This window comes from Erythrobacter sp., from assembly GCA_019739335.1.
In the GTDB taxonomy this organism is placed as follows: domain Bacteria; phylum Pseudomonadota; class Alphaproteobacteria; order Sphingomonadales; family Sphingomonadaceae; genus Alteraurantiacibacter.
The window spans coordinates 957,034-974,252 of sequence record CP073261.1 but is presented as its reverse complement, the minus strand read 5'-3'; the positions used below and the strand labels follow the sequence as shown (position 1 = coordinate 974,252).

Annotated in this window: 18 protein-coding genes; 10 read left to right on the top strand and 8 right to left on the bottom strand. The window is 63.4% G+C overall.

What is annotated here, in order from left to right; all coding sequences use genetic code 11:
* Positions 1–98 precede the first annotated feature (98 nt).
* Together JY451_04755 and JY451_04750 are read left to right on the top strand one after the other, a co-directional pair.
* Positions 99–443, top strand: a complete 345-nt coding sequence (locus tag JY451_04755) for an arsenate reductase family protein (GenBank protein QZH75898.1) — start codon at positions 99–101, stop codon at positions 441–443.
* A gap of 124 nt (positions 444–567) precedes the next feature.
* Positions 568–1,200, top strand: coding sequence for a methyltransferase (locus JY451_04750; protein QZH75897.1), 633 nt, complete (start codon positions 568–570; stop codon positions 1,198–1,200).
* Between the two features lie 7 nt (positions 1,201–1,207).
* Here the strand turns inward: JY451_04750 and JY451_04745 are convergent, their stop codons facing one another.
* Entirely contained in the window at positions 1,208–2,038 is an 831-nt protein-coding gene (locus JY451_04745) for a glycerophosphoryl diester phosphodiesterase membrane domain-containing protein (GenBank protein QZH75896.1), read from the bottom strand.
* 91 nt (positions 2,039–2,129) lie between these two features.
* On the opposite strand from JY451_04745, the gene lipB reads away from it, so the two are divergent.
* A complete protein-coding gene (gene lipB, locus JY451_04740) occupies positions 2,130–2,792 on the top strand; it encodes a lipoyl(octanoyl) transferase LipB (GenBank protein QZH76561.1) in 663 nt (220 codons plus the stop codon).
* A gap of 26 nt (positions 2,793–2,818) precedes the next feature.
* A complete protein-coding gene (locus tag JY451_04735; protein ID QZH75895.1) occupies positions 2,819–3,097 on the top strand; it encodes a hypothetical protein in 279 nt (92 codons plus the stop codon).
* A gap of 5 nt (positions 3,098–3,102) precedes the next feature.
* Here JY451_04735 and JY451_04730 read toward each other — a convergent pair whose 3' ends face one another.
* Positions 3,103–3,984, bottom strand: coding sequence for a CoA ester lyase (locus JY451_04730; protein QZH75894.1), 882 nt, complete (start codon positions 3,982–3,984; stop codon positions 3,103–3,105).
* An 88-nt stretch (positions 3,985–4,072) separates the two neighbouring features.
* Between JY451_04730 and JY451_04725 the strand changes: the two genes are divergently transcribed.
* Positions 4,073–4,951, top strand: coding sequence for a DMT family transporter (locus JY451_04725; protein QZH76560.1), 879 nt, complete (start codon positions 4,073–4,075; stop codon positions 4,949–4,951).
* Here JY451_04725 and JY451_04720 read toward each other — a convergent pair.
* Both JY451_04720 and JY451_04715 read right to left on the bottom strand, forming a co-directional pair.
* The gene (locus JY451_04720; GenBank protein QZH75893.1) at positions 4,926–6,269 is read right to left on the bottom strand and encodes a DUF2254 domain-containing protein; all 1,344 of its coding nucleotides are present in this window, start codon (positions 6,267–6,269) and stop codon (positions 4,926–4,928) included. The two genes, JY451_04725 and JY451_04720, sit on opposite strands and share 26 nt — an antisense overlap.
* A gap of 288 nt (positions 6,270–6,557) precedes the next feature.
* A complete protein-coding gene (locus JY451_04715) occupies positions 6,558–7,967 on the bottom strand; it encodes an aminomethyltransferase family protein (protein ID QZH75892.1) in 1,410 nt (469 codons plus the stop codon).
* Between the two features lie 133 nt (positions 7,968–8,100).
* Between JY451_04715 and JY451_04710 the strand changes: the two genes are divergently transcribed.
* Positions 8,101–8,502: a VOC family protein gene (locus JY451_04710; protein ID QZH75891.1), complete on the top strand. Its 402-nt coding sequence runs from the start codon at positions 8,101–8,103 to the stop codon at positions 8,500–8,502.
* A 13-nt stretch (positions 8,503–8,515) separates the two neighbouring features.
* On the opposite strand, the gene JY451_04705 is transcribed toward JY451_04710, so the two are convergent.
* Positions 8,516–9,775 carry a cation:proton antiporter gene (locus JY451_04705; protein QZH75890.1) on the bottom strand — a complete coding sequence of 420 codons (1,260 nt, stop codon included), beginning with the start codon at positions 9,773–9,775 and terminating at the stop codon, positions 8,516–8,518.
* Positions 9,776–9,848: 73 nt separating this feature from the next.
* Between JY451_04705 and JY451_04700 the strand changes: the two genes are divergently transcribed.
* From JY451_04700 to JY451_04685, 4 genes are all read left to right on the top strand, one after another.
* Positions 9,849–11,774 carry an ABC transporter ATP-binding protein/permease gene (locus JY451_04700; GenBank protein ID QZH75889.1) on the top strand — a complete coding sequence of 642 codons (1,926 nt, stop codon included), beginning with the start codon at positions 9,849–9,851 and terminating at the stop codon, positions 11,772–11,774.
* A gap of 10 nt (positions 11,775–11,784) precedes the next feature.
* Positions 11,785–12,303 carry a cytochrome c gene (locus tag JY451_04695; GenBank protein QZH75888.1) on the top strand — a complete coding sequence of 173 codons (519 nt, stop codon included), beginning with the start codon at positions 11,785–11,787 and terminating at the stop codon, positions 12,301–12,303.
* 262 nt (positions 12,304–12,565) lie between these two features.
* Positions 12,566–14,059: a SulP family inorganic anion transporter gene (locus JY451_04690; protein QZH75887.1), complete on the top strand. Its 1,494-nt coding sequence runs from the start codon at positions 12,566–12,568 to the stop codon at positions 14,057–14,059.
* Between the two features lie 107 nt (positions 14,060–14,166).
* Positions 14,167–14,697: a TIGR02594 family protein gene (locus JY451_04685; protein QZH75886.1), complete on the top strand. Its 531-nt coding sequence runs from the start codon at positions 14,167–14,169 to the stop codon at positions 14,695–14,697.
* Positions 14,698–14,715: 18 nt separating this feature from the next.
* On the opposite strand, the gene hslU is transcribed toward JY451_04685, so the two are convergent.
* The 3 genes from hslU to JY451_04670 all read right to left on the bottom strand — a co-directional run bounded on the left by hslU (position 14,716) and on the right by JY451_04670 (position 17,154).
* A complete protein-coding gene (hslU, locus tag JY451_04680) occupies positions 14,716–16,014 on the bottom strand; it encodes an ATP-dependent protease ATPase subunit HslU (protein ID QZH75885.1) in 1,299 nt (432 codons plus the stop codon).
* A gap of 46 nt (positions 16,015–16,060) precedes the next feature.
* On the bottom strand, positions 16,061–16,594 hold the full coding sequence (gene hslV, locus JY451_04675; protein QZH76559.1) for an ATP-dependent protease subunit HslV: 534 nt from the start codon (positions 16,592–16,594) through the stop codon (positions 16,061–16,063).
* Between the two features lie 74 nt (positions 16,595–16,668).
* Entirely contained in the window at positions 16,669–17,154 is a 486-nt protein-coding gene (locus JY451_04670; protein QZH75884.1) for an outer membrane protein assembly factor BamE, read from the bottom strand.
* Positions 17,155–17,219 lie beyond the last annotated feature (65 nt).

Genomic DNA, 17,219 nt, shown 5'->3' with positions numbered 1-17,219 from the left:
GAGTGATTATCACTGGCAACAGGCAATGTGTCTTGGCTTGAAAATTCTGCGCGGCTAAGGGGTCGGCAGCTTCGAACTACGCATCAGCGAGACACACCATGAAGGCGACAATCTGGCACAACCCCGCCTGCGGAACCTCGCGCAAGACGCTGGCGATTCTCCAGGAGCGGGAGGGCGTCGAGGTGGAAGTGATCGAGTATCTCAAGAGCCCGCCCAGCCGCGAGAAGCTGGTCCAGCTTTACGCCGATGCCGGGATGACGCCTGCGCAAGGCTTGCGGCTTAACGGCACCACGGCCGAAGAACGCGGGCTGCCCGGCGCCGATGCGGACACTGTACTCGATGCGATGGTGGCCGAGCCGATCCTCATCAACCGCCCGCTGGTGGAAACGCCCAAGGGTGTCCGCCTGTGTCGCCCGCAGGATCTGGTCGAGGAATTGCTCTGACGGGCACGAATGTGGCTCAGGCGCATTGCCAATGAAATAGCCGCTCCGGCTTGCAAAGCAGCGTTTTGAATGCAAGTCCCCGGTAACCGCATGTATCCGACAGCAACCAGGATGAATTCACGCAATGAACGGTAATGAATTGGCGGCCAAGCGCCGTGTCGGGCTGCGCCAGAAAATCATGCGAGCGCTCGGTCCGGCGGGCGTATTCTTTCGCGGTTTCATCGAGCATCCGCGCATGGTCGGCTCGATCATTCCTTCATCCGGGGTTACGATCAAGGCCATGCTCGCCCCGGTAGACTGGGATCGCTGCAAGCTGTTCGTCGAATATGGCCCCGGGGTCGGCACGTTCTGCCAGGCCGTGCTGGACCGCCTGCCGCGCGATGGGGAATTGCTGGTGATCGACACCAATCCGCTCTTCATCGACTACCTGAAGAAGACCTTCCGCGACAGCCGCTTCCATGCCGTGCTCGGCTCCGCGGAAGATGTCGAGGAGATCGTCCGCTCGATCGGCCACGAGCAGGCGGACTATGTGCTCTCCGGCTTGCCATTCTCCACCCTGCCCGAGGGTGTGGGGCAGAACATTGCCGAGGCTACTCACCGGGTGATCCGCGAAGGCGGTGCCTTCCTGACCTACCAGTTCATGAGCGCCGCCCGCGATCTCACCGCGCGCTATTTCCCGCGCGTCGAGACCGGTTATGTCTGGCTGAACATTCCCCCATGCGTGCTGGCCTGGGGCTGGAAAGACGCAGCAGACTAAAGCGGCGTCAGTCGAAAGTCTCACGCACGGCTTCGCTCGTTCCGCCCGACAGTTGCCGGTGGACAGCTGCCAGCACCGCCAGCATTACTGCGGTCACACCCATGCTGATCAGTGCCCCGCCGATGGCGCTGGCGAATAGCCCGACCTGCTCGCCCACGAACCCGAAGATGGCGAACACCATCCCGCCAATCAGAGAGATAACGATCATCACCAATCCCAGCAGCAGGTAGAAGGCGAGAAGCAACAGCGAATTGCCCTTGGTGAGTTGCCATGATCGTTGCATCGCGGCGAGCGGGTTCAGACGCTTTTCGATGCCGATCACCGGTGTGGCCAGAGACAGCTTGATCCACACGTATATGGCAAGGATTACACCGACGAGACCGAGCAACGCCGCAACAGCCACACTGATCAGTGCGCCGATGCCGATCAGCACACCCATTACGGCTGTCACCAGCAAAGCGACCAGCAGCTGGGTGGCGATATAGGGGATCAGCGCCTTCAAACCGAACTTCAGCGCATCCCCCACGGTGGGACGTGATCGATCGGTCAGCAGCGCCAGTACGCACAGTGCGCCGATGGCCTGTACCAGCCCGATCAGCAGGAACATCCACCAGATCTGGCCATAATAGGCAGAAATCGCACCAAGCAGCGCTTCGGGATTGGGCTCTGCAGAAGCGCTCAGTGCCTCGATCTCGGTCGGCTGGGGCATCGCTAGCGAAGCGATTGCGCTGGGCAGGAAGAAGAACACCCCCGCCACCACGAGCACAACGTCCCTGTTGGCGGACAGAAGCGCCACCGCATCGTTCCAGGCCTTGCCCATATCCAGCTTGATCGCCATGCGTGTTTCCTCGAAAAAGTCCTCGCGGTCCTGTTAGGCCGCGCAAGGCCACCCACGCAACCACTGCCAGAGCATGACCAACACAATTTCCATGCCACTCCCTGAAGAAATCGAATGGCGGCAATCGCCGGGCCTTGTCGATTATCGCACCGCCTTGGCGGAGCAGGAGACGCGCAATGCCGCAATTGCGGCTGGCGAGGCGAAAGAACTGGTCTGGCTGCTCGAACATCCGCCGGTCTATACCGCCGGGACCAGCGCCGATCTGGCCGAACTGGTCGATGCCCGGTTCGACGTGGTCGAGACCGGGCGCGGCGGGCGCTATACCTATCACGGCCCCGGCCAGCGGGTGGCCTATGTGCTGCTCGATCTGGCGCGGCGGCAGAAGGACGTGCGCAATTTCGTCCACGCGCTGGAAGACTGGGTGATCGCCACGCTCGGTCACTTCGGGGTCGAAGCCTTCGCCGTGCCCGACCGGGTCGGAATCTGGACCCGCGCGGGCGGCACGGAAGCCAAGATCGGTGCCATCGGCGTGCGCGTGCGACGCTGGGTGACGATGCACGGCTTCGCGGTGAACCTCGCGCCCGACCTCACCCATTTCGGCGGCATCGTGCCCTGCGGAATTGCCGAATACGGCGTGACCAGCATGGAAGCGCTGGGGCTTGCGGTCAGCCCCGAGCAGTGGGATGAGGCGCTGCTGGCGCGCGCGGGGCACTTCCTCGCCGCGCTGGACGATCATGAGAGGATGCGTGCGTGAGAGTTCCCTTTGCCCTTTGTGCCCTGTTGCTGATCGCAGCCTGCGGCGAGGACACGGCACCGGTCGAAAGCGATGGCGAGGGCGAAGCGGCGGGCGAAGTGCTGGAAGGCACAATCAGTGACGCGATGCTGCCGATCGACCAGACCCGATCTCAAGCCCCGCTAGCTGATCCGGAGCCGGGTGAAGATAGCGATGGCGGCTCCCCCGCCAGTAGCGGAGCTACTCAGGACACCGGGACTGAAGCTTCCGCCGAACCGGTCGAGCCTGCTGCGGACGAGCCAGCCGAAACCGCACTTGACGAGTAAATCCCCTACGCCACGCTCGCCAGCAACTTCTGCGCCTGCGCCAGATGCGGCTGGTCGATCATCCGTCCGTTCAGTTGCAGCGCCCCGACCCCCGGATTGGCGGCGAACAGTTCCACGATGGCGCGCGCTTCGGCCAGTTCGGCTTCACCCGGTGAGAAGGCCGCGTTGATGATCGGCACCTGCGCCGGGTGGATCGCCATCATCCCGGCAAACCCGTCCTGATAGGATTCGCGCGCCACCCGGCGCAGGCCCTCCTCGTCGCGGAAATCGGCATGCAGGGTGTCGATGGCAACAACACCTGCTGCGTGGGAAGCAAGCAGCACCTGCGCGCGGACCAGCCGGAACAGGTCGGTCCACACACCGCGCTCGTCCCGCTTGCGGCTCGCGCCGATGGCGGCGGAAAGGTCTTCCGCGCCCCAGCTCAGACCTGCCAATCGAGAAATCGCGTGCTGCTTCAGACCGTAGGATGAAATCGAATTGGCCGCCCGCGGTGTCTCGCTCACCAAGGGCAAGAGTTGCGTAGTACCCGGTACGATCCCGTGGGGCGCTTCGATTTCATACAGCATGGTAACAAGCCGCTGCAATTGCTCCGGTCCCGCAGCCTTGGGTACCATCAACCCGGCAGGCTTCGCGGATATGACCGCTTCGACATCATATTGCCACAGCTGGGTATCGAGCGGATTGATCCGCACCCAGTACTGCGGGCCGGGCGCCTCTCGGTCGCGTGCCATCAGCCAGTCGCGGGTGAGCGCGCGCGCCGATTCCTTGGCATCCGGCGCAACGGCATCTTCGAGATCGACGATCACAACGTCCGCGCCGCATCCCGGCGCCTTGTCCAGCTTGCGTTCGCTGTCTCCGGGAACAAACATCCACGACCGTATCGGCAATCCCGCTCTCCACCCAACTGCTTGTCACAACTATAGCCAAGCCGCGCGCCCGCGCTAGAGCGGATGGGTGGACCAGGCTGGGGACAAGATTCGCGCGAAGTTGCCAATTTTGGCGCTGCCGATTGTGGCGCTGATCGGCGGCAATGTCGCGCTTGCCTTGGGGCCTTGGCTGGTGCGGCTGGCGGACACCGGACCGGTTTCGGCAGGGTTCTGGCGAGTGGCGCTGGCGCTGCCTTTCCTCGCACTGATCGCCGGGGCGAACGGCCAGCGGCTGAGCGGCATTCCGGCGAAAATGACCGGGCTGGTGCTGCTGGGCGGGGTGCTGTTCGGATTCGATATCGCCAGCTGGCACATTGGCATCGGCGAGACTCGCCTGGCCAATGCGGTCCTGTTCGGCAATGCGGGCAGCGTGATCCTGATGCTTTGGGCATTCGTCGTTCTGCGCCGCCTGCCGCACGGGCGCGAATGGCCCGCGATCGTCGCGGCGCTGGCGGGGGCGGCGATCCTGCTCGCGCGCTCGATGGAAATCTCGCAGGCCAATCTTGTGGGTGACCTGTTCTGCCTGCTTGCGGGGCTGCTCTATGCCGGATACCTGCTGCTGTTGCAGGACGCGCGGCGCGAGATCGGCGGCTGGGCGCTGCTGACACTGGCAGGTCTGGGTTCGGTCCCGGTGCTGCTGATGACAGCACTGGCGCTTGGCGAACCTGTCTGGCCGACCGATTGGACACCGGTGGTGGCACTGGCTTTCACCAGCCAGATCGTCGGGCAGGGGCTGCTGGTCTATGCCCTGCGGCACTTCTCCCCGCTCATTATCGGCATCGCCCTGCTCACCCAGCCTGCGGTAGGCGCGCTGGTGGGTTGGCTTGCTTTCAACGAGGTGCTGGTGCCTCTCGACTTTCTCGGCATCGCGCTGGTTGGCAGCGCGCTGGTGCTCGCTCGCGCTACGACGCCGCGCGTAAGGGCGTAGCTGGCAGCGTGGCCTCGAACTGGCGATAGCGCGCCTCCAGTGCTTCCAGATCGGGACCGACCAATGCAAGCCGCGCCTGTGCGATCAGCGCTTCGCCTTCCAGTCGTAAGGCCTGCCTGCGCCGGGGATGCTGGATCGGTCCGGCAGCATTCTCCAGCGCTTCCAGCATGATCCGTGCTGCGGTGGGGCTGGTGGCGACCGCGCTGCGGATCGAGCCGAACCCGCGATCAGTGTAATGCTCGAAACTGTCGGCGCGCGGGATCACCGGGCAATCACCTTCCGCCCCATCGTTCCCGCAGACATCCTTGCACAGGTCGCGCCGTCCGATTTCCGCCGTCGCCGCACCCAGCCAGTGCAGCGCGGTAATCGCGGTAAAGGGATCGTTGATGCCGGGTGACAGCGCGCGCAGCCCGATTTCCACCAGCTCGTCGATCAGGAACTGCGGGTCCTGCTCGGCAGTGCGATTCGAACCAAGAGTGAAACAATCGAGCACCTTGTCCGCGACATCGTTCGCCGAGCATCCGGCAACGCGAATCACGGGCAGGTCGCGGTGGACGAAATCTCCGGTGCGAACGACGAGCGAGAAAGTGCCGCCGCATTCGCGGGCGATCTTCTGCAATTCCGCGTAATCGATCAACTGGATGTAACCGGTAGATTGCGCCCGTATCTCTTCACCGCCCTGCGCTTCGCGGGCTTCGCCGGGGGAACCCTCCACCGGATAGGTCTCGCGGATGGCATCAAGCAATCGCGAGCCGATGCCTTCAAGCACCTTGTTGATGCGGATCGAAGAAGGGATGTGGTTGAGGAAATAGACCAGCACCGCCACGCACAGCGCCAGCAGCGCGTAGGCGACCAGCAGCGACAATTGCGGGGTGAAACCGGGCAGGGCGGTGGCCACTTCCACGCCGCTGGCGGGAACTTCATCCTCCGCGCGGACAGAGCGAAGCACCACCAGCGCATAGACGAAGCTGCCGATAAAGGTTGCAAGGCTGAACTGGTTGCCCCGGTCCTCCATGAAATTGGTCAGCAGCCGCGGGCCATAGTTGCCGCTGGCATAGGCGACCGCGGCAATGGTGATCGAGAACACCGTGGCGGCAACCCCGATCATGCTGCCCGCCATCACCGTCAACATATCCGCCGCGCCCTTTGGCCGGGCAGGGGCGAGCCATTCGACGTCGCTCAGGAACGACGCTGCCCCGCTGCGATCGAGCGCGATCATGGCAAAGCCCAGCAGCGCAGCCAGCAGCGAGAACAGTGCCGGGAAGAACCAGTAATTCGCCGTCAGACGCATCCAGAGGAACTTGAGGTTGGTGGTCATCGGGAAGAGTAACGCCTCTAGGCTTGGTTGGTTGCAGGCTTATGCCCAATCATCTCGTCGAATGATATGCTAACCGCTTTCGCGCCACTTTTTTCGGCGATGGATTTGAGAAGACCGATTGCGGCGATCTGCTTCATTCTTCCATGCAATCAAGCCTTTATAGAGCCGTCTTCTATGCCTCCGGGCTACAGGTATCTTCCCACGCGGCAGTAGGAAAATCTTGGGGTGGCCATGAAAAAGGGCGGCGCCTCGCGGCACCGCCCTTGTTCTTGCAGCAGAATTACCAGTTCAGGCCTTCTTCGAAGTCCGCCAGCCGGTAGCGTAAGTATCCGCCGCCATCTTGCCATAAGGCACCGGCGAAACGATCGCGCGGACCGCCATCTGCTTGTGCTTTTCCACCGTGGTCTTCTGCGTGTTGGGATCTTCGCCCCACAGCACATTGATCTCGGTGCCGAGCGGCAGGTCGTGCTCGACGGTCGCCAGCGACAGCGCCTTCTTTTCGTTGAACGAATAGCCGGTGAACATCGACAGGCCGATGGTGTTGCCGTCGGCATCGACCACCGCGTCGTAGTTCGAGTTGGCATAGTTCGCCAGCGGCAGGTCGAAGAACTTGTACTGCTCGCCTTCGGGATCGAACATCGAACCGACGATCTTCTTCATGTCGTCCGCGTTCCATTCCAGCGTCACCTTGCGGCGCTGGGTGTCCTTGTTCTCGGCCACTTCCTTCAGCGCATCGGCACCGTGGAAATCATGGTCGAACTTGACGAACGGGCCGTAACCCAGCTCCCACGGGTTGAGGTAGTATTCCTCGATCGACTTGCCGACGAACGAGCCGCCGATCGAGCCGGTGGCTTCGTAGCTGTCGGCACCCAGCCACTGGCGATAATCGGCCAGCTTTTCGCCGGTGTAGATCGCGGGCAGCGGCGAGGGGATCCAACCCGATTCGAGCGTGTTCGACGGATAGGCGCGGCTGCCGACCGGGATCAGGCCGAACTCTTCACCCGCCTTGAGGATGTGCTCGCGGACATATTCCTGATCTTCGTAGGGACCCCAGATCTCGAGGCCCGGCGAACCGGCCATGCCGTGGCGCAGGGTGCGGATGGTCTTTTCGCCGATCTTCATCGTCGACATGTTGAAGAACTTCAGCTTCTCCAGCGTTTCACCATTGAGCTTTTCGATCACGTCCCACGCGCGCGGGCCCTGAATCTGGAAGCGCCAGCTGATGCGCTGCACCGGCTTGCCCATCGGGCGGCTGGGCGAACGCGGATCGTTGATGACTTCCACGTTATAGCCGCCCTTTTCGGCGTGATACATCAGCCAGTTGGCGGCGGGTGCGCGGCCGACATAGACGAACTGCTCTTCCGCCAGCCGGAAGATGATCCCGTCACCGATCACGTGGCCGTAAGGCGTGGTGGGGACGTACTGCTTGGCCTTGTTCACTTCGAACCCGGCGGGCGAATTGATCATCGTGTCGGACAGCAGCTTGAGCGCGTCCGGGCCGTTGATGTAGAGATCGAACATGTGGTGCGACTGGTCGAACAGCACCGCGCCGTGCTGCCAGGCCCATTGCTCGTCACGCCAGTTGGAAAATTCCGGAGCAACCACGGGGTACACATAGGCCCCGATCTTGTTGTTGCGCAGCTGGCCGACGATGTCGCCGTTCGCTTTTGCCAGCACCTGTTCCAGATTGTCGGCCATTGTCTTTCCTCTCCATGTTTGTGAAAGAATCACATATACGAAATTGTATGTATCGCATACTATATTCGGCTAGAGAGGCAAGAGCCAAGGCGCGGCCTTAGACCGGGCAAGCGGGGCGGCGGGAGGATTTTCCATGCAGGTCGAAGCACTCGATCACGTCAACATCATCACCGACAAGCTGGACGAGAGCGCGCGCTGGTATGCCGACTTGCTCGATCTTGAACGCCGCGACGCCCCGCCGCCGCTGACCCCGCAAACCGCGCAATGGATGTATGATGCGGCGGGCCGGGCGATCATCCATATCAATTCGGTCGATTGCGTGCGGACCTATGACCGCGAGGTGGAACCCGGCGGTTTGACCGGGGCTTTGCACCACGTTGCGCTGCGTTTGCAGGGGTTCGAGGAAATGAAAACCCGGCTCGATGCGCGCGGTGCAGATTACCGTGAGAACCTCGTCGAAGCGATCGGGCTGCGGCAGATTTTCACGGCGGACCCGAACAACGTGCTGCTGGAGCTGAATTTCTTCGGGGAGTAATTGCGGCCTCGCCTCACTCCCCCCGCACCTCGCCCTTCTCGTGCGTCGCCGCCCAGACCATGCTGCCCGCGCTGAAGCCGTGGACGATGGTCGACAGCAGGATCGTGAACACCACGGTCGCCCAGAGCGCGCCTTCGTCCACCAGGTCGAGCATGCCGCCCGCATAGGCGAGGTAGTAGATCGAGCCGATCCCGCGCACGCCGAAGAAGGCGACCACGCCACGCTGGCGCCATGACAGGCTCGTTCCCGCCAGTGCCAGCATTCCGCTGACCGGGCGGATCACGAAAATCAGCGCGATCCCCAGCAGCGCGTGTTGCCAGTCGAGATAGGGAAGCAGGGCCGGAATGGCTCCGCCCAGCATCACCAGCAGGATCGCTGTCACGGCGTGTTCGAGTGCTTCGGAAAAGCTGTGCAGCCGTGCGTGGTATTCGTGCTCGGCTTCCTTGCGGCGCAGGGCCACTCCCATGGCGAAGGCGGCAATAAAGCCATAGCCTTCGATCAATTCGGTGAAGCCATAGGTCAGCAGCACGCCCGCAAAGGCGATCACTCCGGTGCCGGTTTCCGCGAGCGGGTTGCGATGCGGCAGGCTGAACAGGACGCGCCCCAGCAGCCAGCCTGCCCCGATCCCCGCGAGTGCCCCGACGCCGATCTTGTAAACCACATAAAGGCCGAACCATTCGCCCAGCCAAGTCGCGGCTCCGCCGGATGCGGCGGCCACGAAGATGGCGAGATAGACGAAGGGAAAGGCGAGCCCGTCGTTGAGGCCCGCCTCTGCTGTCAGGGCAAAGCGGACGGGATGTTCTCCGCCTTCGAGCGGCGGGCCGACCTGTACGTCGGCGGCCAGCACCGGATCGGTCGGGGCCAGCACAGCGGCCAGCAGGATCGCCCCCGCTATCGTCATCCCCGCAGCCATGCCGAGCACGGCCACCGCAAGGATGCACAGCGGCATGGCAATCGCCAGCAGCCGCACCGTCGGCGACCACAGGCCCTTGCCCCGGATCCGGTCGATCCGGATGCCGGTGCCGAACAGGGCGATGATGACGGCGAATTCGGAAGCGACTTCCCAGAAGCCGGGCCGGTCGATCGGGCTGAAGGCTTCCGGCACGCCGGGAAGCAGCCCGAACACCGCCATCCCGCCGAGGATCAGCAGTCCCGACGCCGCCGGCTCGCGCCCGGAAAAAAAGCGCGGCAGCCAATAGGCCGCCACGATCACCAGTCCGCACCCCGCCAGCAGGATATGGTAGGGAGCAAAACCGAAAAATGCGCTGTCCACGCGCTATAAAGCGCTGGCGGCGATAGCTGTTCCCCCGGGGGTTGTCCGCCAGGGCCCCTCGACTGACGGTGGCATGCCGGCAATTCGGCCTGTTGAAAGGTTATCTGGCCGAACGGACCGGCATACCGCACTTGTGCCACGCGCCGCCGTGCCCCACTTGGGGCGCGAAGTGAGAGATTTCGGAACCAGTACTGATACCAAGTCCGCCGCCAGCGATCGCGGCGATTGGGCAACCATGCGCCGCTTCCTGCCCTATCTGTGGCCCAAGGCGCGGCCCGACCTCAAAAAGCGCATTGTCGGCGCAGCCGTGCTGGTTTTGCTGGCGAAGGCGGTCGTGTTAACGCTGCCCTTCGCCTATGCGCGCGCGGTTGATACGATGGGGGCCGAGGGCGATCCCGCCGTGTGGGTCGCCATGGCACTGGTGATCGCCTATGCTGCCGGGCGGTTCGGCAATGTTCTGTTCGACCAGCTGCGCAATATCGTCTTCAACCGGGTCGGGCAGGATGCCGTTCTGGGTCTGACCGAGGATGTGTTCGCGCGCCTGCACCGCCTCTCTCTGCGCTTCCATCTCTCGCGCCGCACCGGCGAGATCACCCGCGTCATTGATCGCGGCACCAAGTCGATCAGCTCGATGCTTTACTTCCTGCTGTTCAACATCGCCCCCACGGTGATCGAACTGGTGGTGGTGAGCGCGATCTTCTGGGTGATCTTCGGCTGGGAACTGGTCGCCGCCACCTTCATCACCGTCGTCGTCTTCATCTGGACCACGCAGGCGATCACCGAATGGCGGGTGAAGCTGCGCAAGGACATGAACGATCTCGACGGGCAGGCGATGGCCCGCGCGGTGGACAGCCTGCTGAATTACGAGACGGTGAAGTATTTCAACGCGGAGGAGCGCGAGCGGAAGCGCTACTCCGGCTCGGCCACCGCCTATACCGAAGCCGCGATCAAGACCGAGAATTCATTGGGCCTGCTCAACATCGTGCAGGCGCTGATCCTCAACCTGATGATGGCCTTCGCGATGGCCTGGACGGTGTGGGGCTGGTCGCGCGGCACGTTGTCGCCGGGCGATCTGGTGCTGGTGAACACCTACCTGCTGCAACTGTTCCGCCCGCTCGACATGCTCGGCTGGGTCTATCGCACGATCCGGCAGGGGCTGATCGACATGGCGGACATGTTCCGCCTGCTCGATACCAAGGCCGAAGTCGAAGACGCTCCCGGCGCCCCCGCGCTGATCGTTCGCCGCCCGATGGTAACTTTCGAGAACGTCAGCTTCGGATACGACAAGGATCGCCAGATCCTCCACGGCCTCAGCTTCGAAGCCCCGGCAGGAGCGCATGTGGCACTGGTCGGGCCTTCGGGCGCAGGCAAGAGCACGATCGGGCGGCTGCTGTTCCGCTTCTACGATCCGTGGGAAGGGCGCATCTGCATCGACGGGCAGGATATCCGCGAGGTGACGCAGGAATCGCTGCGCCGCGCGATCGGCATCGTGCCGCAGGATACGGTGCTGTTCAACGACACCATCGGCTACAACATTGCCTACGGGCGGGACGATGCTGCGCACGAGCAGATCCGGCAGGCGGCGGCGGATGCGGCGATCCTGCCGTTTATTGTCGGTCTGCCGCAGGGCTTCGACACCGAAGTGGGCGAGCGCGGGCTGAAATTGTCGGGCGGAGAGAAGCAGCGCGTTGCCATCGCCCGCACACTGCTCAAAGACCCGCCGATCCTGCTGCTCGACGAAGCCACCAGCGCGCTCGATTCGCGCACCGAGCAGGAAATCCTCGCCACGCTGCGGCAGGTGACGGCGGAACGCACCACCCTCGCCATCGCTCACCGGCTTTCGACGATTGCCGATGCCGATTTGATCAATGTCATGGATGCGGGCCGGATTGTGGAGCAAGGCAGCCACAATGCGCTGTTGCGGCTGGGCGGGCTCTACGCCGAAATGTGGAACCGCCAGCAGAACGAGGACAGCGAAACGCGCGAAGCGGCGGAATAGGAGAACGGGGATGCGGGCACTGGCGATAGCAGGACTGGCACTGGTGGCAGCCTGCGCGACGGTACCAGCGGCCAACAGCTATTTCGTGCGCGAGGGCATGGTCGAGCACATCAACCCGCCGACCGAAGCGATCTGGAACCTCCAGGTCGAAGTGATGGACGACAACGGCAATTTCGATCCCGCGCTGATGGACGACGCGAAGTGGGCCACGCTGACCGCCAATGCCGCGCGGCTTGACGAGCAGGCCCAGCGCATGGCCGCTGCCGAGATTTTCGTGGCGGCCGATCCGGCGGGCGATCTGACCGATCCGCCCGAGGGCACCGATCTCGCCGCGATCCAGGCGCGGCTCGACGCCGAGCCGCAGGCCTACCGCGCTTTTGCGCAAGCAATGGCCGTGCACACCGGGCAGTTGCACCAAGCCGCGCTCGCCCGCGACGCGGCACGGGTCACAACACTGGTCAACGACCTGCAACCGGTGTGCAAGGCCTGCCACGACGTATTCTGGTATCCCGAGGAATACGCCGACTAGAGCACTTTCCGACCAATCCGGATCACGCGATCACGATGACCCGGATTGGTCGGAAAGTGCTCTAGCTTGCCTTGATCGCTCCTTTGGCATAGGTGGCCGCCCATCCGCTGGACCCGGCATGCCGGGTGGCTCGGCCCGGCGCCTATCCCCGGGATAACTATTCAGCACTTGCAGCGATTGCCAATACATCCACTTCCCCGCGACTGTCGCGGGCGGTGAGCTGGCCGCTGTGCTGCATCGTCCAACAGCCCAAAGGTTCAAAATGCCCAATCTGGAATCGCTCAAGCGCGACTGGCTCACCAATCCGCGCGCCGAAATTCTTGCCGGGATCGTCGTCGCCCTCGCGCTCATTCCCGAAGCCATCGGCTTTTCGATCATTGCCGGGGTCGATCCGCGCGTCGGCCTCTATGCCTCGATCTGTATCGCCATGGTCATCGCCTTCACCGGCGGGAGGCCGGGCATGATTTCCGCTGCTACTGCGGCCGTCGCGGTAGTCGTCATCCCGCTGGTGCGCGATCATGGGGTGGAATACCTGTTCGCCGCGACGATCCTGATGGGGATCTTCCAGCTCATCGCCGCCGCACTGCGGCTGGACCTGCTGATGCAATTCGTCTCGCGCAGCGTCATCACCGGCTTCGTCAATGCGCTGGCAATCCTGATTTTCATGGCACAATTGCCGCAGCTGATCGACGTGCCGTGGATTACCTATCCGCTGGTCGGGGGCGCGCTGGCGATCATTTACCTGCTGCCGCGCCTGACCACCGCCGTCCCCTCGCCGCTGGTCGCGATTATCGTGCTTGGCGCGCTTACCATCGGGCTGGGCATGGAGGTGAACACCGTGTCGGACATGGGCGAGCTGCCCGAAGGCCTGCCCTATTTCGTCTGGCCCGATGTGCCGTTGACCTGGGAAACGCTGGCGATCATCGCGCCCTATTCGGCAACGATGGCGGCGGTCGGACTGCTCGAAAGCCTGCTTACCGCGCAGATCGTGGACGACATGACCCACACCGATTCGAACAAGCAGCGCGAAAGCGGCGGCCAGGGCATTGCCAATGTGGTCGCGGCATTTTTCGGCGGCATGGGCGGCTGCGCGATGATCGGCCAGTCGGTGATCAACGTCACCAGCGGCGGGCGCGGGCGGCTCTCCACTTTCACCTCCGGCCTCACCCTGCTGATCCTGCTCGCCTCACTCGGCCCGGTTGTCGGGCAGATTCCGATGGCGGCGCTCGTGGCGGTGATGATCATGGTCAGCATCGGCACGTTCAGCTGGAACTCGATTCCGAACCTGCGCCATCATCCGTGGCAAAGCAGCGTGGTGATGGTGGCCACGGTGGTCGTCGTGGTCGGCACCCACAACCTGGCGCTTGGCGTTCTGGTGGGCGTGCTGCTGTCGGGCATCTTCTTCACCGGCAAGGTGCGCTCAATGTTCGGCGTAACCCGGCTGCGCGACGAGCAGACTGCCACCTACACCGTGACCGGGCAGATCTTCTTCGCCAGTGTCGATCGCTTCTCGAAAGCCTTCGGTCGAGAAAGCGAGCGGCCCGATCCGGCGGACCACGTGGTGATCGATGTCAGCCGCGCGCATTTCTGGGATATTTCAGGCGTGGACGTGCTCGACAAGGTGGTCGAAAGGATGCGCCGCAATGGCCGCAGCGTGCAGGTGGTTGGCCTCAACGAAGCCAGCGCCGACTTGGTCGATCGCTTCGCGCTGACGGACAAGACCGGGGTGGAAATCGGACTGGCCCCGCATCCCTGAGTTCCCGGATCAGATGCGAATGGATTTGCGTGGCATTTTCAGCTATGGAAAATGCCAAGAGCAAGAAACGGGCCGCGATCAGAAACTCCTTTCGAGAGGATTGTATCGTGACCGAAGGTCTTGTCTGCCCCCAGGAATTCGTCCCCGCGCCATCGATGATGGCCAGCTTTGCCGACTCCAGCCAGTTTCCCTGGATGCAGGTGGCCTTGCAGGAATTCCACACCCGCGAAACGCGCGGAGCGCGCCACACGCCGCGGATTCTCGAATATCATGCCACCTGCGCCGGGGGTACCCGCGATGACGAAACGGCTTGGTGTTCTGCATTCGCCAACTGGGTGATGGCGCAGATCGGCCTCGAAGGCACCGGGCGCGCAAATGCGCGATCTTGGCTGACCTGGGGCAATGCCGTGCCGACCAATTCCTATCACTACGGCGCCGTCACGGTATTGTGGCGCGTCAGCAAGCGCAGCTGGAAGGGCCATGTCGCCTTCCTCGCCGGGGTGGAAGGTGACAATCTGATCCTCCTCGGGGGTAACCAGGGCGATGCAGTGAGCCTGCGCCCCTACCCCAAGTCGCGGCTGCTCAGCTTCCGCTGGCCGGAGGCCTTTCCGCAGCCGAACATGTCGGTTGCGGTGTAGCGGTCGAGCGGGGAGCGATCAGAGGATATATTTGCTCAGATCGCTGTCCCCCGCCAGCGCGCTCAACCTTTCGCGGACATAGGCCGCGTCAACCGTCACGCTCGTTCCCTTGCGGTCCTCGGCTTCGAAGCTCAGTTCCTCGAACAGCTTTTCCATCACCGTCTGTAAGCGCCGCGCGCCGATATTTTCGACGCTTTCGTTCACCTGCGCGGCGATGCGGGCGACTTCCTTTACCGCCTCGTCATCCATTTCCACCGTCAGGTCCTCGGTTCCGAGCAGTGCCTTGTACTGGCTGACCAGATTGGCGCGGGTTTCGGAGAGGATACGGACGAAGTCTTCCTCGGTCAGGCTGCGCAGTTCGACGCGGATTGGCAGGCGGCCCTGCAATTCGGGGAGCATGTCGGAGGGCTTGGCGACGTGGAACGCCCCAGAGGCTATGAACAGCACGTGGTCGGTCTTCATCGGCCCGTACTTGGTCGCCACCGTGGTGCCTTCGATCAGCGGCAGCAGGTCGCGCTGCACGCCTTCGCGACTCACCGAACCGCCGCGCACGTCGGAGACGGCGATCTTGTCGATCTCATCAAGGAAGACGATCCCGTTGGTCTCGGCATTGGCGAGCGCCACGCGGGCGACATCGTCCTGGTCCATGCGCTTTTCGGCTTCTTCGTCCACCAGCCGGTCCCATGCCACCGGCACTTTCAGTTTCTGCTTTTTCTTGGGCGGACCGCCGAAGGCCTTGCCCATCATCTCCGACAGGTTGATCATGGTCGCGCCGCCGGGCATTCCGGGGATGTCCATCTGCATCCCCCCCGCTTCGGCAACTTCGATCTCGACCTCGGTCTCATTCATCGCGTTTTCGACCACCCGCTGACGGAAGCTCTCGCGCGTGGCGGCACTGGCGCTGGTGCCGACCAATGCATCGAGCAGCCGCTGCATCGCCGCCTCGCTCGCCGCTTCGCGCACTGCCTCGCGGCGGCGTTCCTTCTCCAGTCGGATCGCTTCCTCGACCAGATCGCGGGCAATCTGTTCGACATCGCGCCCGACATAGCCAACTTCCGTGAACTTGGTCGCTTCCACTTTCACGAACGGCGCTTCGGCCAGCCTCGCCAGCCGCCGGCTGATCTCGGTCTTGCCGCAGCCGGTCGGGCCGATCATCAGGATATTCTTGGGCGTTACCTCGTCGCGCAATTCGGGGCTGAGCCGCTGCCGCCGCCAGCGATTGCGCAGCGCCACCGCAACCGCGCGCTTGGCATCCTGCTGGCCGACAATGTGCTCGTCGAGCGCGGCGACGATGGCTTTGGGGGTGAGGTTGTCCATTTTTTCCTGTCTCTCCCCTCCTGCGAGCGGGACGGGGCTTTTCAAATTACACGCTTTCCAGCGTCACATTGCCATTGGTGAAGACACAGATATCGGCAGCTACTGCCATCGCCTTGCGCGCGATCACTTCCGCGTCTTCTTCATAATCCGCCAGCGCACGCGCGGCGGCGAGGGCATAGTTGCCTCCCGATCCGATCGCGGTAATCCCCGCGTCCGGCTCCAGTACGTCGCCATTGCCGGTCAGCACCAGCAGCACGTCCTTGTCGGCCACGATCATCAGCGCTTCGAGATTGCGGAGATATTTGTCGGTCCGCCAGTCCTTGGCCAGTTCCACCGCAGCGCGCAGCAATTGGCCGCGATACTGCTCCAGCTTCTTTTCCAGCCGTTCGAACAAGGTGAAGGCATCGGCGGTCGCGCCGGCGAAACCCGCGATCACCTTGCCCTCTTCACCCAGCCGGCGGACCTTGCGCGCGTTGGGCTTCATCACCGTGTTGCCCATCGAGACCTGGCCGTCACCCGCGATCACGGTCTTGCCGCCACGCTGGACACCGATGATGGTGGTTCCGTGCCACTGGATCAGGCCGTGGCTCGCCTTGCTGTCGCTCATTGGGGGAATATGGAGCGCACCCCGTTCGGCTTCAAGCGGTGTGGAAGTTAACCGCCCCCGCCGCCGCCAGCACCGCCGCCCGGCGCACCGCCGGTGCCGACCGTGCCGATGTTGCCGAACAGGTCTTCAAGGAAGCTGCGTTCGACCCCCAGCGTCGGCGTGGTCTCGCTTTCGGGATCGATGCGCGCCACCTGGTCCATCCCGCTCCGCTCTGTCGAGACGACGTTGCCCGCCGCATCGAAATGCACCGCCAGCACCGAATGCTGGTTGATCCGGGGCTGGCGGAACGGGGCCTGCTCGGTCCGGCTGGAAATGTAATACCACACCGGATCGCCGAACTGGCTGACCATCGATGGTTGGCCCAACGTGCCGCGCACCGATTGCTGGTTGTCCAGCCCCGGCTGCACCGAGGAGACCAGCGTTTCATCGACGATGTAGCCCCGGTGATTGGTGATCGAGGAGCATCCCGCCCCAGTGAAGGCAACGGCCAGGCCCAGGCCTGCCAGCGCTGCCATCCGCACGATCGAACCCATAGTCACTATCCTTGCCAAAACCATCAGGCACCAACTTCGGGGCAATTGCCTTGCCCATGGTCGGC